The organism is Pseudoalteromonas sp. APC 3355 (assembly GCF_030407615.1).
Taxonomy (GTDB): domain Bacteria; phylum Pseudomonadota; class Gammaproteobacteria; order Enterobacterales; family Alteromonadaceae; genus Pseudoalteromonas; species Pseudoalteromonas distincta.
Genome location: NZ_JASDDB010000001.1, coordinates 156945 through 174661, shown reverse-complemented (window position 1 = coordinate 174661; position 17717 = coordinate 156945). Strand labels below are relative to the sequence as shown.

Annotated in this window: 21 protein-coding genes and 1 tRNA gene; 11 read left to right on the top strand and 11 right to left on the bottom strand. The window is 37.7% G+C overall.

The features are described 5' to 3' along the window. Position 1: 1 nt before the first annotated feature. The 10 genes from nhaC to QMA08_RS00710 all read right to left on the bottom strand — a co-directional run bounded on the left by nhaC (position 2) and on the right by QMA08_RS00710 (position 8334). Positions 2-1465 carry a Na+/H+ antiporter NhaC gene (gene nhaC / locus QMA08_RS00755; RefSeq protein WP_002961908.1) on the bottom strand — a complete coding sequence of 488 codons (1464 nt, stop codon included), beginning with the start codon at positions 1463-1465 and terminating at the stop codon, positions 2-4. A gap of 181 nt (positions 1466-1646) precedes the next feature. Next, positions 1647-3671, bottom strand: coding sequence for a carboxy terminal-processing peptidase (gene prc / locus QMA08_RS00750; RefSeq protein WP_154903037.1), 2025 nt, complete (start codon positions 3669-3671; stop codon positions 1647-1649). Positions 3672-3697: 26 nt separating this feature from the next. Next, positions 3698-4348, bottom strand: coding sequence for an RNA chaperone ProQ (gene proQ / locus QMA08_RS00745; protein ID WP_002961909.1), 651 nt, complete (start codon positions 4346-4348; stop codon positions 3698-3700). Between the two features lie 15 nt (positions 4349-4363). Next, on the bottom strand, positions 4364-4642 hold the full coding sequence (locus QMA08_RS00740) for a hypothetical protein (RefSeq protein ID WP_002961910.1): 279 nt from the start codon (positions 4640-4642) through the stop codon (positions 4364-4366). Then, positions 4642-5100, bottom strand: a complete 459-nt coding sequence (locus QMA08_RS00735) for a GAF domain-containing protein (protein WP_138489133.1) — start codon at positions 5098-5100, stop codon at positions 4642-4644. The genes QMA08_RS00740 and QMA08_RS00735 overlap by 1 nt, the downstream gene beginning before the upstream one ends. 128 nt (positions 5101-5228) lie before the next feature. Further along, positions 5229-5609, bottom strand: coding sequence for a hypothetical protein (locus QMA08_RS00730; RefSeq protein WP_002961912.1), 381 nt, complete (start codon positions 5607-5609; stop codon positions 5229-5231). Positions 5610-5782: 173 nt separating this feature from the next. Next, positions 5783-6031 carry a hypothetical protein gene (locus tag QMA08_RS00725; protein ID WP_138489135.1) on the bottom strand — a complete coding sequence of 83 codons (249 nt, stop codon included), beginning with the start codon at positions 6029-6031 and terminating at the stop codon, positions 5783-5785. A gap of 13 nt (positions 6032-6044) precedes the next feature. Continuing rightward, the gene (locus QMA08_RS00720; protein WP_272450570.1) at positions 6045-6857 is read right to left on the bottom strand and encodes a CPBP family intramembrane glutamic endopeptidase; all 813 of its coding nucleotides are present in this window, start codon (positions 6855-6857) and stop codon (positions 6045-6047) included. A gap of 118 nt (positions 6858-6975) precedes the next feature. Next, positions 6976-7755, bottom strand: coding sequence for a LytTR family DNA-binding domain-containing protein (locus QMA08_RS00715; protein ID WP_290173348.1), 780 nt, complete (start codon positions 7753-7755; stop codon positions 6976-6978). Positions 7756-8243: 488 nt separating this feature from the next. Further along, positions 8244-8334 (bottom strand) — tRNA-Ser (locus QMA08_RS00710). Between the two features lie 251 nt (positions 8335-8585). Here QMA08_RS00710 and QMA08_RS00705 point away from each other — a divergent pair. From QMA08_RS00705 to QMA08_RS00675, 7 genes are read left to right on the top strand one after another with little or no spacing between them, the layout of a single operon-like run. Then, positions 8586-9251: a Bax inhibitor-1/YccA family protein gene (locus QMA08_RS00705; RefSeq protein WP_008133668.1), complete on the top strand. Its 666-nt coding sequence runs from the start codon at positions 8586-8588 to the stop codon at positions 9249-9251. A 55-nt stretch (positions 9252-9306) separates the two neighbouring features. Then, positions 9307-9660 carry a sulfurtransferase complex subunit TusD gene (gene tusD, locus QMA08_RS00700; protein WP_024607063.1) on the top strand — a complete coding sequence of 118 codons (354 nt, stop codon included), beginning with the start codon at positions 9307-9309 and terminating at the stop codon, positions 9658-9660. After that, positions 9657-10013, top strand: coding sequence for a sulfurtransferase complex subunit TusC (gene tusC, locus QMA08_RS00695; RefSeq protein ID WP_002962696.1), 357 nt, complete (start codon positions 9657-9659; stop codon positions 10011-10013). The genes tusD and tusC overlap by 4 nt, the downstream gene beginning before the upstream one ends. Next, positions 10010-10276 (top strand): DsrH/TusB family sulfur metabolism protein, encoded by a 267-nt coding sequence (locus QMA08_RS00690; protein WP_008133664.1) that lies wholly within the window; start codon positions 10010-10012, stop codon positions 10274-10276. Before tusC ends, QMA08_RS00690 begins: the two co-directional genes overlap by 4 nt. 3 nt (positions 10277-10279) lie before the next feature. Continuing rightward, a complete protein-coding gene (locus QMA08_RS00685) occupies positions 10280-10609 on the top strand; it encodes a TusE/DsrC/DsvC family sulfur relay protein (RefSeq protein WP_002962700.1) in 330 nt (109 codons plus the stop codon). Beyond that, positions 10609-11295, top strand: a complete 687-nt coding sequence (locus QMA08_RS00680) for a pseudouridine synthase (protein ID WP_290173347.1) — start codon at positions 10609-10611, stop codon at positions 11293-11295. Before QMA08_RS00685 ends, QMA08_RS00680 begins: the two co-directional genes overlap by 1 nt. Further along, positions 11288-11725, top strand: coding sequence for an NUDIX domain-containing protein (locus QMA08_RS00675; protein ID WP_033028398.1), 438 nt, complete (start codon positions 11288-11290; stop codon positions 11723-11725). The genes QMA08_RS00680 and QMA08_RS00675 overlap by 8 nt, the downstream gene beginning before the upstream one ends. Position 11726: 1 nt before the next feature. On the opposite strand, the gene QMA08_RS00670 is transcribed toward QMA08_RS00675, so the two are convergent. Then, positions 11727-12998, bottom strand: a complete 1272-nt coding sequence (locus QMA08_RS00670; RefSeq protein ID WP_290173346.1) for a sensor domain-containing diguanylate cyclase — start codon at positions 12996-12998, stop codon at positions 11727-11729. Between the two features lie 361 nt (positions 12999-13359). On the opposite strand from QMA08_RS00670, the gene mnmA reads away from it, so the two are divergent. The 4 genes from mnmA to QMA08_RS00650 all read left to right on the top strand — a co-directional run bounded on the left by mnmA (position 13360) and on the right by QMA08_RS00650 (position 17710). Continuing rightward, positions 13360-14460, top strand: a complete 1101-nt coding sequence (gene mnmA / locus QMA08_RS00665; RefSeq protein ID WP_002962705.1) for a tRNA 2-thiouridine(34) synthase MnmA — start codon at positions 13360-13362, stop codon at positions 14458-14460. Further along, positions 14460-15062, top strand: coding sequence for a high frequency lysogenization protein HflD (gene hflD, locus QMA08_RS00660; protein ID WP_290173345.1), 603 nt, complete (start codon positions 14460-14462; stop codon positions 15060-15062). Before mnmA ends, hflD begins: the two co-directional genes overlap by 1 nt. 31 nt (positions 15063-15093) lie before the next feature. Next, complete coding sequence (gene purB, locus QMA08_RS00655) at positions 15094-16464, top strand: adenylosuccinate lyase (RefSeq protein WP_290173344.1); 1371 nt, start codon at positions 15094-15096, stop codon at positions 16462-16464. Between the two features lie 88 nt (positions 16465-16552). After that, entirely contained in the window at positions 16553-17710 is a 1158-nt protein-coding gene (locus tag QMA08_RS00650) for a cupin domain-containing protein (protein WP_290173343.1), read from the top strand. Positions 17711-17717 lie beyond the last annotated feature (7 nt).

Below are 17717 nucleotides of genomic sequence, written 5' to 3'. Positions count from 1 at the left end.
ATTAGGCAGATTGTTTTGGCTTAATACGTAAAATTTTAATGCCTAAGTAGGCATAAACAACCGCTAAAACAGGGTTAATTAAGTTAAAGAAAGCGTAGAGTGCATAATCAAAAGGGTTTATAAGTAAAACGCTTTGCATGTATGCGCCACACGTATTCCATGGAATTAGTGGGCTAGTAATTGTACCGCCATCTTCCAATGTACGAGATAAGTTAACAGGCTTCAAACCACGTTTTTCGTATTCATCTTTAAACATACGTCCAGGTACAACAATCGCTATATATTGATCGGCCGCTATTACGTTAGTTCCTATACACGTAGCTATTGTCGCCGCAATTAACGACCCCGTGCTTTTAGCTATTTTAAGTATGCTTTTTACAAAAATATCCAAAAGACCTGTTTTTTCCATAATGGCACCAAACATCAGTGCAGTCATAATCAGCCATGTAGTTGTAAGCATACCGGCCATACCGCCACCGCTGAGTAACGAATCCATCTTATCATCGCCGGTACTTATGCTAAAACCATCAAAGAAAGTAGTCCAAACAAGTTTGAAGTAGCCAACTAGCTGTCCTTGAGAAACATCAATTTGGCTAGCAATTAGATCAGACTGAAACAACATAGCCCAAACAGCGCCCACAACAGCACCAATTGAGATAGCAGGAAATGCTGGCATTTTTTTAATAGCTAAAACTAAAAGTACGATTAGCGGGATCAGCATTTCAAAACCAATATTAAAGTTTTGCTGTAAAATAGCCGTTATTTCATCAATGCGCCCTGCTTCGCTTGAAGCTGTTGCATTAAAGCCCATGAATATAAATATAATTAGTGCAATTACAAAACTCGGTACTGTCGTCCACAGCATATGTTGAATATGCTCAAACAAATCAGCGCCAACAACTGCTGGTGCTAGATTGGTTGTTTCTGACAGCGGGCTTAGCTTATCACCAAAGTACGCGCCAGATATAACTGCACCTGCGGTTACTGTTTGCTCAAGTCCAAGACCCGTAGCAACACCTAATAAAGCAACACCTATCGTAGCAGCCGTGGTCCAAGAACTACCAATACTCATTGCTACAATGCCGCAAATTAAACAACTCGCTGCATAAAACCAACTTGGATTTATAACTTGTAAGCCATAATAAATTAGAGTTGGTACAGTCCCAGAAAGTAGCCAAGTACCAATTAATGCACCTACCATAAGTAAAATTAAAATAGCACCAAGTGAAAGCGTTATGCCTTCGATCATAGCTTGTTCTAATTTTTTCCATGTGTAACCGTTTTTAAGACCAATTAAAGCCGCTGCAAAAGTGGCAAATAAAAGTGCTATTTGGTTAGGACCGGATGAAGAGTTGTCACCGAATAAGTATACAGCCGCGCCAAGTAAACAGATTAATACAGAGATAGGAATTAATGCATCAAAAAACGAGGCGGGTTTGATTGGTTTATCTTCCAATGGCTTCAAAATAGAGACTCCTACACACACTTGCTGTGTGTTTAATTATTATTTTTAGCACGTAAAGCGCATTAATTGAGCGTCATTAATCCAGCTCAACTTTATGTAATCGAAGATTATAACAATTTAGTAAATTTTAGGTAGTAAAAAAGGCGCCAATGCGCCTTTTTTACAAAGGTAAAACCAGTTATTACTTCTTAGCTATACGACCATAATTAATATAATCTTGAGTAATTAATGCAGCCTCTTCCAAAAATGGGTCAAGCTCTTCGATTACTTCTGGTATATCGTCTAAGTTTTCTACCGGATCTTTACCTAAACGCTTAAGACGTTCGTTAGTACGTACAAGTGCACGTGCTTCACCTTCATCTTTTTCTTTAATACGGTCTGCTTCAACTAAAGAGATAGTTTTACGGTCTTTCTCTTCGTTGTATAAGGTAATGTCATTAAATACATAACCAAATTCTGGCTCTGATTTAATTCGTACTTCGTGTTGTTTTTCAAGGTACGTAATAATAGGTGTTAGATTACCTAGTTTTTTATATTTCGCTTTAACAATGCTGTCCCAAGGAAGTGCATTATCTTGCTTACTTTCGCCCCACTGTGCAGGATCGATTGCTGATGGAAACGAAATATCAGGGATAACACCTTTATGTTGCGTGCTACCACCGTTAATACGATAAAACTTAGCAATAGTATACTGTACACTGCCTAGCGCATTATCGTATAGGTCATAAGCACGGCCTAAGCCTTTGTGCTGCTGTACAGTACCCTTACCAAATGTTTGCTCACCAATAATTACAGCGCGACCGTAATCTTGCATTGCTGCTGCGAATATTTCAGAAGCAGAAGCACTGTAACGATCAACTAACACAGTTAAAGGGCCGTCATAGTAAGTTATACCATCACGATCTTTTTGCTCTTCAATACGGTTATTTAAGGTATGAATTTGAACAACAGGGCCCTGGTCAAAAAACAAACCTGACAATTGTGTTGCTTCATATAAAGAACCACCACCATTTTGGCGCAAGTCGATAATAATACCATCAACCTTTTCTTCTTTAAGCTTAGCAAGTTCTACTTTTACATCTTTCGAAAGATTATTGTAAAAGCCAGGAATTTCAATCACCCCAATTTTACTTGTTAGATCAGAGTATTTTGCTTCAAATACTTCTGATTTAGCCGCTCTATCTTCAAGTCGAATTTTATCGCGAGTGATTTCTACAACTTTCGGAGCGCCGTGAGCATCAACACCTTTTAAATACTGTAGACGTACTTTAGTCCCTTTAGGACCTTTAATTAAATCAACTACGTCATCTAAACGCCAGCCAATTACATCTACAAACTCTTCTCCATCTTGAGCAACACCAATAATGCGATCATCAGCTTTAATTTGATCTGTTTTATCTGCAGGGCCTCCCGGCACTAAGCTGCGAATAACAGTGTAATCTTCATCAGGGCTTAATACGGCACCAATGCCCTCAAGCTCTAAGTCCATATCCATTTTGAATTGCTCTGCACGACGTGGCGATAAATAAGACGTATGCGCCTCAATACTGCGTGCTAGCGAATTCATAACAATTTGAAATGCATCTTCTGAATTTGATTGTACTAAACGTTTTTCTGCATTTTTGTAGCGTTTGGTCAGCACCTCTTTAATGCCTTCCCAATCTTTACCCGTCATTTTTAAACGCAGTGCGTCGTACTTTACACGCTCACGCCAAATTTCATCAAGCTCAGCTTGTGACGCAGGCCATGCTGAATCTTCACGGTCAAAAAAGTATTCATCTTCTTTATCAAACGTCATCTCTTTTTCAAGCAGAGTAAGTGAATACTCGTAACGTTCAAAACGGCGTTTAAGACTTAAGTTAAAAATATCAAACGTAAAGTCTAATTTACCGGTAGTAATAGCGTTATCAAAGTCATCACGATATTGCTCAAATGAGGCGATATCACTGGCTAAGAAAACGCTTTTATTAAAATCAAGGGATTCGATATAACGATCGTACACTTTACTAGAAAGCTCATCGTTAAATCGAACCGGTGTATAGTGTGAACGAGCAAATAAGCTAGCCACTCGTTTGCTAGCAGTACCATGTTGACTCTCTTGCTTGAGCTGGGGTAAATCGTCAATAGTGACGGCTTCTACAGCAGCAAATAATGAACCTGAAAACAGGGCAGCAACTAACGGAATGAGCGTAAACTTTTTACTCATACACAACTCCTTAATTTAATTACAACTTAAACAATGTATAAGCTGTCAGCTTTGGTTTTAACTTGCATACCTGTTACTAACTCAACATGAACATCATCTTTGTTCACTTCAGTTATTACTGCATTTACAAGTGCTTGGCCAAGTTTAACCTTAACCTTATTATTAACCTTGACCTCAGTTGCTGGCAAAGGTTCAATTTTTCCTGAACGCTTAGCCGGCGCTGCTTTAGCAGGTTTGTTAGCTGCAGGAGCGTTTTTATCGCCTGGTTTGCTAGCATGAGCTGGTTTTTTCTTGAAAGATTTAGAATCAGAATCTTGGCGAGGACGCTGTTGTTTTTTGCGTTTAGCCATTTTAGCGCGGCTTTCTTCCAATGCTTTTTGCGCATGGTCGATATGCTCTTGCTCAACTTTTTCACCTTGATTACCATCAAGATCAATACGAAACTCTGACTTGGTCACAGCTTCTAAATAACGCCAGTTAGACGTGTATTTTCTAAGCGCTTGACGAACTTGAGTCTTACTTACTTTTTCAGACCCTTCAATACGCTCAGCAATATCTTTAAAAATACCTACTTTAAGCGGCTTGATGCCATCTTTTTGTTTAAAACATTGTGGGAATTCTTGATATAAAAATTCCAACACTTCATTAATATCTTTTAGCTTGTTTGTGGTTTCCATTTTAGAACCTATTTTTCACATCTTTTCATCAAGGGACGAATCGACGTAGTGTGTTACCCAGTCGACCAACTCTTCGAAATCGGCTTCTATAACAGCCATATCACCTCGAAGGTGTTCCCAAATACCATTAATTGTTTCATCAATAAATTCACATTCTGAATCATCTGGAAGACGATCCCATGCAATATGAATCAAATCATTGAGCGTTTCCGCTACATGTTCTTCTTCGCCTTCCCAATCGCCAACATCTTGTACAGCAAATAGGTAGTCTTGAACATTTAGCAAATCTTTCATTACAAGCTCGCCTCTAAGCATTTTACTAATGCTTCTAGACCGGCTTTATCGTCAGCATCAAATCGACCAATACTCGGACTATCAATGTCTAGTACAGCAAATACTTTACCATGTTTCATGATAGGTACAACTACTTCAGAATTAGACGCTGCATCACAGGCTATGTGGCCGTCAAAAGCGTGAACATCTTCAATTAATTGTGTTTCTTCGGTTGCCGCAGCAGTTCCGCATACACCCTTTCCTACTGGAATACGAATGCATGCAGGGTTACCTTGAAACGGACCAAGTACTAATTCAGTAGGAGAATCCATAAAGTAAAAGCCCGCCCAATTCACATCCTCTAAAGAGGTAAATAACAGCGCGCTTATGTTTGCCATATTGGCAATTACATTGGATTCACCAGCTATCAGCGATTCAGTTTGCTTAACTAATGACTGGTAAAAATCGTGCTTTTGCATACCAAACTACTTCTTATTAAACATACAGTAGCTAAAGGTACTCTTTGTCGTGAAAAATTGGAACCTTTTGGAGGTAAAAAAAAGGAAATCACACCGTTTATCAGTGCGCTTGGTTAATAATGCTGCGATTATTTTTTTGCCGTTTTACGAAGACCAAACAAAAACAGTCCAGCAGCGAATGCTGACATTACACTATTGATCAAAAATATCTCGCCAGTTGTGGCACTTAATAAGTAACTAAATATCGCTCCGCCTAACAATCCAAGAGTTAAGACCCCTGAATAATTAACTTTAGAATACTTAAACATGAGTAAATACCCAGGCACAACAAAAGCAGCCATTGTTAAACCTACTATGTGTGCATTTGATATAGCAGTCATTAATAAGGTAAGAAATATTGATACAAACTCGCCTTCAAGCGTAAGTGAGTAATAAACACCAAGTAAACTGCCTACAATAACAGGCGATAATAACGAAAGCCCTACGCTTTTTGCTAGCTGATGTTTCATTTAAAATCCTTAATACACAAATCTAAATTCTATGTATAAAGCATGCACCAAGATCTAAAGGTTAGAAACAGAGACTATGGTCGTAATTTATGATTAAAAATAAACCTTATTGCAGTATGAGCCTATTACTTTATTAATAGGCTCATAAGTTTGGGTAACACTTATCAAAATGCTTATAACTTAGCTATTTTATTTGATAACTCAAAATGGCGAGATGTTACTATTTCCTCAAGCACTGCCACCCTTTTGCTCAACATCGCTGTTTGTTCCTCTAATTTTGTTATCTTGTTATTATTATTTAGCCCTTTAAATTTTGCGTGTGCTGCCATTATTGTAGTTTTATAGGAGAAATAACGTTTAGTAATAATAAGAATCAAAAAGGGTGAGCTAAATATAATTATTACAATAAATAATTCTAGCATGGTCGTTTCCCAATCAATTTAAGTTAGCTTGTTGCGTGTAAAGGCCATTTTTAGTGCATCGAAATAATTTTGATAATGTAACTTCGCGCTGCTTTCCTCGTCGAATTAGCATCTCAACATACACAATACTTAACACAATGGCTGTTGCTTTAAATAAGTTACCTTGTAGATCACCTACTGCGCCGCCCGACATACCAAATATTCCGTAAGATGCATTCATAAAAATATGCATCCACATAGGAAACCAAATACGATAACCACATTCACAATATAGCCACGCAAACCATGTACCTGCTACAGTAGTGATTGCAACCGCCATCAATGCAGAAATCGTATCATTGCCTTGATAAATATGGCCCAAGCCAAATATTACTGAACTAATTAATGCCGCTGGCACAAAGCCCCATCTACAATATTTAAATAAAACACCAAACAATGCAGCCCTAAAAATTAGCTCTTCAAAAAAACCCGCATAAACTGAGCCAGTTATTATTGCTGGTATTGATAGGTTAAGTTCATCACTCAAAAATCCATAACCTATTGCCATAGGAGTACAACAAATAATTGCTGCAAGTGCATAGTTAATAAAACCAGAGGAATTGAGCCCTATAGATTCAAAAGGCTCACTTTGTTTAAACAAAATAATAGCCGCAATAACTAACGGTCCATATAAAAAAGTATATTTAGCGGGGGTAAATAAAATGCCAGTTAGATTATCAAGTTCAGACAACCAGCTAGACCAACCTTCTCCCCAAAACTGCCTCATTACATAGTGGCAAAATACAAATATAGAAATTATTACAAGTGCCTTGATAGCGTATTTCATATCTACTTTTCTCGTTAAGTTGTAAATTTCAACTTAATCTTGGCAATAGTAAAAATACAAAGCGACCTATTAGGTCTCAATTACAAGACTAGGTATAAAGCCCATGTTTTAGGGGGGATTAACATGTTTTTGGGATTAATGACAAAGCATCTTTTATTACTTTTACATAAGAACGAGACACCGGAATTTTAATATCAATTGTATGTAGCGATAATTGTAACCCTCCAGCATTACCACTGTAGTGCTGAATGTTTTGCAGGTTGACCGCATAAGAACGGTGGCATCGTAATATGATTGTATTTTCTGGAAGCTGCTTTAATAAACCGCTAAGAGATACACGTAATAGTTTACGTGAAGTTGAAGCTCCTTCCTGTATTGTTATTTCACAATAGTTGTCTGAAGATTTAATAAATAAAATATGGTGATGAGCCGTGTTAATTTCGTCGTTTTTGTTATCACCTTTGAGAGTAATTGTCTTTAATTCAACTTCTCTCAACTGCTCTTGATCAACGCTAACTTTACTTGGCTTAGTTAAATCTATTACATGCCTATTTACCACAAGTAAAAAAATAAGAGGAAATACACCAATACAAAAAATATACCCTACAAAAAGTAATTGATTCTGCCAATGCCAAGATCCAAGTACAGCAACCACAAAATACCCATGATTGAATATCGCAGTAATTAAAATATATGTGATAGGAATAATAATTAAACGGTTTAATTTACTTAGCTTAAACTTAAGTAACACTATTTCTATGAAACCTGACAATAGCAAAGCACAAAAGGTTACTAACCCATAGCCAAAAAGTCGCAGAAACTTGTAAGACTCGGTATCGATTGAAGTGCCAAAAGGTTGAAATACAAAAAGTACAAAAAGCGTTATAAACGAAAACATGACGGCACGATATAAAACTAACTTTCTCGAATCTAGATCATCTTTGAGCCACAACATCCTATTTTGCATACCTTTAATACACTAATATTTAAAAATAACACACATTAATACGTGCATTCCAACTCATTTAAAGTTTTTTGTGATGGTAGTTTTATTAAAAACAAAAATAGGAAGAGAACATCAACGTTTTTTAACATCAGAAGATGATGTGTGAGCAATTCTATCTGCTTTTAAGATTTTACTAATAAGAGATAAGAGATGTAATACCAATTTGCTTAATGAAGTGATCTATTTTGAGGGCGGAAAAACGTATTGATAGCTAGGCAATAAATTCGCTATTTAGTTGTTCAAAATGAGAATTTTTTAACGCAGGGAGCGACACGTTTAGCCCCGCAAAATGATTAAGTATTATTGCGGATTGTTATAAGTGCACTGATTTTGTTCCAAACACAAAAAAGCCCGCTAAATTAGCGGGCTATTCTGTTATATGGTGGAGAGATAGGGATTTGAACCCTAGATGGGCTATAAACCCATGCCGGTTTTCAAGACCGGTGCATTCGACCACTCTGCCATCTCTCCGCACGGCCTGCATAATAGGGAAACCCATCCCTTTTGTGAAGCTTTTTTTTAAATTAATTGTTTAAGTGCCTAAAAAACAATTAATTTGTTTAAAGTTAAAACAAAATGTTTTTAATTTAGCCGTCAATATACTTTTATTTAAATATTTAACTCTATTGATCTACAAAGGTTTGCCCAAACATATAAGAGTTGGTAATCTAATTTTAGTTAAATTATCGAAACACACATGTTTCACTTAAAGGAGCTCTACAATGGCGTTTAATCAATCGTACAATACCGCGAAACCGGTAATGTCTACCATTGAAACAAACAAGGTACTTAAAAACACCTACTTTTTACTAGCTATGACACTTGCATTTAGTGCAGTTACAGCCGGTATTTCAATGGCACTACAATTACCTTACTTTATGGGAATTGTGTTTACACTCGTTTCGTTCGGTTTATTATTTGTTGTAAATAAAAAAGCAGATACAGCATCTGGTGTATTTTGGGTGTTTGCTTTCACAGGTTTAATGGGGGCAGGCTTAGGTCCATTGCTTAACCATTATGCTGCATTACCTAATGGCCCAATGCTTATTATGCAAGCCTTAGGTTCTACAGCGCTTATCTTTTTTGGTTTATCTGCTTATGCACTAAATACTAAAAAAGACTTCTCATTCATGGGTGGCTTTTTAACTGTTGGCTTAATCGTTGTGATTGTAGCAAGCATCGTTAATATTTTTATTGGCAGTTCATTGATGTTTATGGTGCTTAATGCAGCAGTTGTACTGATTATGTCTGGTTTGATTTTATTTGATACAAGCCGAATCATAAACGGTGGTGAAACTAACTACATTCGCGCAACAGTGTCTTTATACCTAAGCGTATATAACTTATTTACTTCTTTACTTGCTCTACTTGGCGCAAGTGATGACTAATTAAATAGTTCTGTTAAAATAGCCCCTTTATTGGGGCTTTTTTATTGGAATTGTTTTGGCACGATTTGTTCTTTCATTACATACACCACCATCCGATCACGATACCACGCAACGCATAGTTAAATTTGCGAATGCATGTTTAGCCCAAGGGCACACCATTGATGCTATTTTTTTATACCAGCAAGGTATTTATCATGCATCTACCCACTTTGATTTATCCTCAGACGAGCTTCAAATTTCAGCACTTTGGCAGCAACTCGCTGATCAAAATTTAAATTTAATGCTGTGTGTTACCGCCGCGCAAAAGCGCGGGTTAGATATTAAAAACACAGGTGTATTTAAAGTCGCAGGGTTAGCTGAATTTGCAATGCTTGCAAGCGACGCAGATAAATGGGTGCAATTTAAATGATAAACGTATTAGTAATGAGTCAGTGCAGCCCATTTGACGATTTAAATATTCGTGATGCACTAGATATGACATTGATATTTGCTGCTGTTGATCAAAATGTAAGTTGGTTGTTTAGCGGCCCCGCCGTTTTAGCTTTAAAAAAGCATCAACAACCAAACAATATTGGCTTAAAAGACTTTTTTAAAAATATTAAAACACTCGAAATATATGATGTTGAAAACATTTTCGTGTGTGAAAAATCATTGCTTGATTATGGTTTAAATAAACATGATTTACTCATAGAAGCAAAAGCTCTTAACTTTAGTCAACAACAAACACTAATCAAAGCGCAGCAACATGTGGTGAACCTATGAGTACGTTACATATTTTTTCAAAGCCGCTTAACTATTATTCGGCAAATCAGCTTGAGAATTTAATTTTATCAGGCGATAAGGTACTACTTGTTGGTGATGCCTGCTTTGCAAAAAAACAATTTAGACAATTTGCAGATACACTGTTAATACTTGAACAAGACGCGCAAGTACGTGCAATAAAATTAGCAGATAACGATAAAGCAATTAGCTATGAAGACTTTGTGGCACTCACTTTATCAACTAATCAATCAATTACGTGGTAACTCATGCTTGAATTTAACAACCAACAGATTGAAACCGACAAACAAGGCTACTTGCTCGACCATACTTTATGGTCAAAGGAGCTGGCGCCTATAATTGCTACTCAAGAAAACATCACTCTTAGTGAGCAGCACTGGGAAGTTATTAACTTTGTTCGTGATTTTTACATTGAATATAACACCAGTCCAGCAATTAGAATGCTTGTAAAAGCAATGGCTAAAGCACTCGGTGAAGATAAAGGAAATAGCCTTTATTTATATAAATTATTTCCTAAAGGCCCAGCCAAGCAAGCAACAAAAATTGCCGGATTACCAAAACCAGCTAGGTGCATATAATGAGAGCTAAATCAGGCAATAATCAAGCAACACAAGCCAAGCCAAAAAGAAGTACTGGGCGTACTTATTCACGCAGTGCACTTAACAAAACGCCATCTGGTAAAAGAGAAATAAAGCCGCAAATAGCATCTAAAGACAGAAAAATTGTGTTATTCAACAAGCCGTTTGATGTGCTATGTCAATTTACGGATGACGCAGACAGAAAAACGCTTGCAGAGTTTATACCTATTAAAGAAGTTTACGCAGCAGGAAGGTTAGACAGAGACAGTGAAGGTTTATTGCTTTTAACAAACTGTGGGAAACTACAAAACACCTTAACTGCTCCTGATAAAAAAACGAATAAAACCTACTGGACACAAGTTGAGGGTGAACCAACGAGTGAATCAATTAATGATTTATGTAATGGCGTAGAACTTAAAGACGGGCTTACACTCCCCGCTAACGTTAAAATAATTGATGAGCCAACAATTTGGGCGCGTAATCCCCCTGTACGCGAGCGAAAAGCAATCCCTACCACTTGGCTAAGTATTACTATTAATGAAGGTAGAAACAGACAAGTTCGTCGTATGACCGCGCATATTGGACACCCTACACTTCGCCTCATCCGCTATAGCATTGGCAACTATACGTTGGATGATATTAATTGTGGTGAATACAAAGTAATTAAGGGCGTAGTTGATGCATAAACCGCATGTCACGGTTGCAGCAATAGTAAAAAAGCAAAATGAGTTTTTACTTGTAAAAGAGCGCGATAAATTTACAAAGCAAATTTGTTACAATCAACCTGCGGGTCATTTAGAGCAAAATGAGACACTTGCACAAGCTGCAAGCAGAGAGCTACTAGAAGAAACAGGCTTAGCGCTTGCGCCTATTGGGTTTTTAGGTGTTTATAATTTGCATGCCGATAACGCAGTGCACTATTTGCGATTCTGCTTTTTATTTGAAGCACCTAATAATATAAAAGCACCAACACCAATAGATTCTGACATTATCAGCGCTAACTGGCATACATTAGAGCAAATAAAATCATTACCGCTTAGGAGCCCTTTAGTGCTCAAGTGTATTAACGACAGCCTGAATCGACCAGCGTTAAGCTTAGAAACTATTTATAATTGATTTACTCAGAGCTTAGCGCTATACAATTACGCCCTTGTTTTTTAGCATAATACAGGGCGTTATCAGCGGCTTTAACAAAGCTGACTTCATTACTATTTGTATAGTTGCTGATGGTATTAATACCCATACTTATAGATAAAAATCCGGTAAAGCTATCCTGGTGAGCAATAGCTAAGCTTTCTACAGCTTTTTGTATTTGCTCAGCTATAAACAACGCTCCTTGCCTATCCGTTTGTGGAAGTAAAACAACAAATTCTTCTCCACCATAGCGAGCCACAAAATCTTCTGGGCGACTAACCGTTGAAGCAATTTTTTGAGCCACGTCATATAAGCACGTATCGCCCGCTACATGCCCATACCGGTCATTAAATTGCTTAAAATGGTCAATATCAATAATAATCATCGATAGCATGCCTTCGCATTCTTTTGCTCGTTCAAACTCATGCGTTAGCTTTTCATCAAACCGACGCCTATTCGCAATTTTGGTTAATGCATCCAAAAAGGCCATATCCCTGAGTATATCTTCTGCTTCTAAACGCTCTGTTGCATCATTAAAAACAGCTAAAAACTCTTCACCTATATCAATCCCTGAAATTTCCATCATCACTTGCGAGCCATCACGACAAGACACTCGATAGTTATTTGCGGGTATGTCGTTATTGTTATTTAGTGCCTTTTCAAGTGAGTCTTGCCACAGCTCTTTTGCAAGTGCTCTGTATTGGGGATCTGGATACGCTTTTTCCCACCATGATTTAAGATTTGGCACATCTTCTACTGTATAACCAAAAACATCTACAAAACGTTGATTAACTTTCAAAATATCACCCGTTTTGGCACACACATTACATACAGGCATTGGCAAAACGGTAAATAACCTAGCGTAGTGACTTATCTCATGTTTGCGCATAGGGTTGAGTGTACTTTGAGGTAAGTAACTCATTGGCATATCACTTTTTTCTATACTAAGCTTTTCGTCCATTTCTAAAGCGAAATACCATTCAAGCCACCAGTGCTCTACATGCTCAAGCACCTTTAACTCAACGTTCTTTTTAACTGTTGAACCTTTTATTAAGCTAAATAACTCATGTACATGGTTTGGCTCTTGGTAAATATGAGGGTTTTTGAGTTTTATTAACTCATAAAAAAGATGATAGGCTGATTTTTTAAACCCTGTCGTTTTGCTAGAAAGTAATTCGCTATCCACAAAATCAGGTTTTCGTGTGTAATGCTCAACTAAAGAATTTATCTTGTTTATTTGATAGGCATAATTCATATATTCATTCCATTGACTATATTTCAAGCGGCTTTAAAGTGGTTTACATTCATATACTCACCACTATTTTATTTTTATTAAGTGTATATTTACCCTAGTAGTTTTGAAAGAAAATACTATTAATAAAACTCAATAACTACATGAATTATTCTATAGTCTTAATTTATTAGTAAAGATCACTTTAATATTACTAAAGTTACAGCCTGATAATACGTCTAAGTCTAGTTTGCTATTTGTTATACAAATAAAATAGTGACAAATTATGTCCTTTGCCGCCCTACGCTCTTTAAGCACAAACAAAATACATGCTATAATCGCGGCCTTTCCAAGTTAACAGCAATCTGTATAAGCGAAATTATTCATGAGCGAAAATAGTCACATTAAAGTCATTGTTGGCATGTCCGGCGGTGTTGATTCTTCTGTATCTGCATATTTATTACAACAACAGGGCTACCAAGTAGAAGGCCTGTTTATGAAGAACTGGGAAGAAGACGACAATGATGAATACTGTGCCGCCGCTGATGACTTAAAAGATGCACAAGCCGTGTGCGACAAATTAGGCATTGAGCTTCACACAGTAAACTTTGCTGCTGAATACTGGGATAATGTATTTGAATACTTTTTAGCAGAGTACAAAGCGGGTCGTACTCCAAACCCAGATATAATGTGTAATAAAGAAATTAAATTTAAAGCCTTTTTAGAATTTGCGGCTCAAGCACTCGGTGCTGACTTTATTGCAACCGGACACTACGTTCGCCGTGAACTTCGCGATGACAAATACGTAATGTGTCGCGGACTTGATAACAATAAAGATCAAAGCTACTTCTTATATACCCTAAGCCATGAACATATTGGCCAAACGTTATTCCCTGTAGGCGATATCGAAAAACCAGAAGTGCGCCGCATAGCAGAAGAACAAGACCTAATCACTCACGATAAAAAAGACAGCACCGGAATTTGCTTTATCGGTGAGCGTAAATTTAAAGACTTCTTACAAAAGTTCTTACCAGCGCAACCTGGCGTTATCGAAGACACTGACGGTAACAATGTAGGCGAGCACGAAGGCTTAATGTACCACACACTTGGACAACGCAAAGGCTTGTTAATTGGTGGTATGAAGGAAGGTTCTGGCGAACCATGGTACGTAGTTGATAAAGATTTAGAACGTAACGTACTTGTTGTTGGCCAAGGCAAAGATCACCCTCGCCTATACAGTAATGGTCTTAATGCAAACCAATTACATTGGGTAGACCGCGTTGGCCCTAAAGGTACCACTCGCTGCACAGTTAAAACACGTTACCGCCAAGAAGACTTAAGCTGTACCCTACTTGTAGGTGAAGACGGCATGGCTCGTGTATTATTTGATGAACCACAAAAAGCAGTTACGCCAGGTCAATCTGCTGTATTTTATGCAGAAGATGTGTGTTTAGGTGGTGGTATTATTGACTCGGTGATTAAGTAATGAATGAATACCAAGTCATGGCGCTTGCTGCCATGTGCCAGGTTGCTAAACAAGTTCAAAAAATTGCCCAGTACGGCAGTAATAATGAGCACGACTTAGAAGTATTACTTTCAAGCATTATTCAAACATCACCGGCTTCGCCAGAAGATGTTTACCAAGGTACTGACAACTTACGTGATGGCTATAAAACATTAATGGCGCAGCTAACCGCAGGCGCTCAAAAAGATGTTGAAATAGTAAAGTACGTAGGTGGTTTAATGCAGCTTGAACGTGCACTAAGTGCAAACGACAAAAGCTTAAACGAATTAGGCAAACGAATTGATGATATTCATCGTCGTTTAGATCATTTTGCTATTACCGACGAGAGCGTTGTTGCCGGTTTAGCAGATATATACTCGTCGGTGCTGAGCCCCCTTGGGCACCGAATACAGGTTTATGGTAAACCCGAGTTATTAAAACAGCAGCTCACTCAAAATAAAATCCGTGCGTTATTACTAGCCGGTGTTAGAAGTGCAGTATTATGGCGACAAATGGGCGGTAAACGCCGTCACTTTTTCTTTGCAAAAAGAAAAATACTCGCCATTGCTAAAACAAAAATTTAACTATCGTTCAAACTAAAATTTAGGAGTTATTATGGAGCTTTCAGCGTTAACGGCTATCTCTCCAGTGGATGGTCGCTACGGCAGCAAAACCACTGAACTGCGCAGTATTTTCAGCGAATTTGGCTTAATCAAATACCGCGTAATTGTTGAAGTGCGTTGGTTGCAAGCGTTAGCTGCAGCAAGCGATATAAAAGAAGTACCTGCATTTAGCGAAGAAGCTAATGCACTACTTAACGCTATTGTAGATAACTTCAGTGAAGCTGATGCACAGCGCGTTAAAGACATTGAACGCACGACAAATCACGATGTTAAAGCGGTTGAATACCTACTAAAAGAAAAAGTCGCCGATAACAGTGAGCTTCACGCAATTAACGAATTTATTCACTTTGCTTGTACTTCAGAAGATATTAATAATCTATCTCATGGTTTAATGCTAAGCGAAGCGCGTAACAAGGTTTTGCTTCCTTATTGCGATGAGCTTTTAAGCGCAATTAAAGAAAAAGCGATTGAGTACAAAGCCATTCCAATGATGACTCGTACGCACGGGCAACCAGCTACACCATCAACGATGGGTAAAGAGTTTGCTAACGTATACATGCGTTTGAAGCGTCAACGAGACCAAATTGCTCAAGTAGAAATGCTAGGTAAAGTTAACGGTGCTGTTGGTAACTACAACGCTCACCTTAGTGCATACCCAGATTACGACTGGCATACTCACGCAGATAAATTTGTATCAAGCTTAGGTTTAACACTAAATCCATTTACGACACAAATTGAACCGCATGACTATATTGCAGAGTTGTTTGACGCAATTGCACGTTTTAACACTATATTGCTCGATTTTGACCGTGACATGTGGGGCTACATTGCCCTTAATCACTTTAAGCAAAAAACTATTGCTGGCGAAATTGGCTCATCAACAATGCCGCATAAAGTTAACCCAATTGATTTTGAAAACTCAGAAGGTAACTTAGGTTTAGCAAACGCTATTTTTTCTCATCTTGCACAAAAATTACCAGTTTCTCGCTGGCAGCGTGATCTTACCGATTCAACGGTATTACGTAACTTAGGTGTAGGTATGGGTTATGCGATTATTGCATACCAATCAACACTTAAAGGTGTGAGCAAGCTTGAAGTAAACGAGCAACGTTTAGCTGACGAGCTTGATCAAAACTGGGAATTGCTAGCCGAGCCAATTCAAACAGTTATGCGTAAATATGGCATTGAAAAGCCATACGAAAAACTTAAAGATTTAACACGCGGTAAACGTGTAAATCAAGAAATAATGGCTGACTTTATCGATGGTCTTGACCTTCCAGAGCACGCTAAAGTAGAAATGAAAAAACTAACACCTGCTAATTACATTGGTCGTGCTGTTGAGTTTATTGATGATTTAGTTTAAAAACTAAATTGCTCTTTTAAAAAGCGAAAGGATCATCCTTTCGCTTTTTTTGTTTTAACCCCATTGCACTAACTAGTAGGCATAATGTATGTATCAATTAAAAATAAATAATTTGTCTGAGCAAGAGTTTTTAAGCCATTTTTGGCAAAAAAAACCGCTTTTAATCAAACAAGGTTTTGCTGATTTTCAAGACCCGCTTGATGCTAATGAACTTGCCGGTCTCGCAATGGAAGAAAGCATAGAGTCACGTATTATCACCAATCATAAAAATGACTGGCAAACGCACCAAGGTCCATTTGAAGACTTTGAGCAGTTAACAGACGATCATTCTACATTGCTCGTGCAAGCAGTTGATCACTGGCATAGCGAAGCTGCACAACTACTAGAGCCATTTAGGTTTATTCCAAACTGGCGCATAGATGATTTAATGATCAGCTATTCAACGCCTAATGGTGGTGTTGGCCCACATTTAGACCAATATGACGTATTTATTATTCAAGGCGAAGGTAAACGTCATTGGCGCGTAGGCCTGCCCGATCCAACACTTAAGCAGTTTGCTCAAAACAAAAAATTACTGCAAGTAGAAGCATTTGAAGCCGTAATCGATTGCATATTAGAACCAGGCGATATTTTATATATTCCACCAGGGTGCCCTCACGAAGGTTACGCTGTAGAAAACGCACTAAATTATTCAGTTGGTTTTAGAGCACCAAATCAACAAGATTTATTGTCGAGCTTTGCCGATCATATTATTGATACCGAAAGCGGACAAAAACGTTATACCGATCACAACATCACATTAAGAAAATCAAAGGGTGAACTTACAAACCTTGAAGTTGATAAAGTTAAAACATTGATGGCGGCACTTTTAGAAAATGACGATTTATTTAAACAATGGCTAGGCTCAACGCTTAGTCAGCCCAAACATGAAATGGATTTAGCGCCAGTAGAGCCTCCATTTACGTCAGAGCAAATAAGCGATGATTTAAGTAATGAAGAAGCAGTGTTTGAACGCTTAGGTGGCACACGCGCTATTTATCAGCAACTCGATACAGAAATTTTACTAAGTGTAAATGGCGAAAATTACGCTATGCCGTTAACCGACTTAGCGGCGGTAAAACTACTTACCGATCATACTGACTTTGAAAGTTCAGCATTAAATTTAACAAAGCCAAGTTTAGTTTTTACTCAAACTTTTACTACACTTGTTAATGAGGGGATCTGGTTTAATATAGACCACGAGTAATAATACC

Bases quoted from the DNA above. Each gene is read 5' to 3' on its own strand.
- QMA08_RS00715 (WP_290173348.1), bottom strand. From the start codon at position 7,755: ATGTTTTCGTTTATAACGCTTTTTGTACTTTTTGTATTTCAACCTTTT.
- QMA08_RS00705 (WP_008133668.1), top strand. From the start codon at position 8,586: ATGGCGTTTAATCAATCGTACAATACCGCGAAACCGGTAATGTCTACC.
- hflD (WP_290173345.1), top strand. From the start codon at position 14,460: ATGAATGAATACCAAGTCATGGCGCTTGCTGCCATGTGCCAGGTTGCT.
- prc (WP_154903037.1), bottom strand. From the start codon at position 3,671: ATGAGTAAAAAGTTTACGCTCATTCCGTTAGTTGCTGCCCTGTTTTCA.
- tusC (WP_002962696.1), top strand. From the start codon at position 9,657: ATGATAAACGTATTAGTAATGAGTCAGTGCAGCCCATTTGACGATTTA.
- purB (WP_290173344.1), top strand. From the start codon at position 15,094: ATGGAGCTTTCAGCGTTAACGGCTATCTCTCCAGTGGATGGTCGCTAC.
- QMA08_RS00650 (WP_290173343.1), top strand. From the start codon at position 16,553: ATGTATCAATTAAAAATAAATAATTTGTCTGAGCAAGAGTTTTTAAGC.
- QMA08_RS00740 (WP_002961910.1), bottom strand. From the start codon at position 4,642: ATGAAAGATTTGCTAAATGTTCAAGACTACCTATTTGCTGTACAAGAT.
- mnmA (WP_002962705.1), top strand. From the start codon at position 13,360: ATGAGCGAAAATAGTCACATTAAAGTCATTGTTGGCATGTCCGGCGGT.
- proQ (WP_002961909.1), bottom strand. From the start codon at position 4,348: ATGGAAACCACAAACAAGCTAAAAGATATTAATGAAGTGTTGGAATTT.
- QMA08_RS00720 (WP_272450570.1), bottom strand. From the start codon at position 6,857: ATGAAATACGCTATCAAGGCACTTGTAATAATTTCTATATTTGTATTT.
- QMA08_RS00680 (WP_290173347.1), top strand. From the start codon at position 10,609: ATGAGAGCTAAATCAGGCAATAATCAAGCAACACAAGCCAAGCCAAAA.
- QMA08_RS00690 (WP_008133664.1), top strand. From the start codon at position 10,010: ATGAGTACGTTACATATTTTTTCAAAGCCGCTTAACTATTATTCGGCA.
- QMA08_RS00725 (WP_138489135.1), bottom strand. From the start codon at position 6,031: ATGCTAGAATTATTTATTGTAATAATTATATTTAGCTCACCCTTTTTG.
- QMA08_RS00675 (WP_033028398.1), top strand. From the start codon at position 11,288: ATGCATAAACCGCATGTCACGGTTGCAGCAATAGTAAAAAAGCAAAAT.
- QMA08_RS00685 (WP_002962700.1), top strand. From the start codon at position 10,280: ATGCTTGAATTTAACAACCAACAGATTGAAACCGACAAACAAGGCTAC.
- QMA08_RS00670 (WP_290173346.1), bottom strand. From the start codon at position 12,998: ATGAATTATGCCTATCAAATAAACAAGATAAATTCTTTAGTTGAGCAT.
- QMA08_RS00735 (WP_138489133.1), bottom strand. From the start codon at position 5,100: ATGCAAAAGCACGATTTTTACCAGTCATTAGTTAAGCAAACTGAATCG.
- QMA08_RS00730 (WP_002961912.1), bottom strand. From the start codon at position 5,609: ATGAAACATCAGCTAGCAAAAAGCGTAGGGCTTTCGTTATTATCGCCT.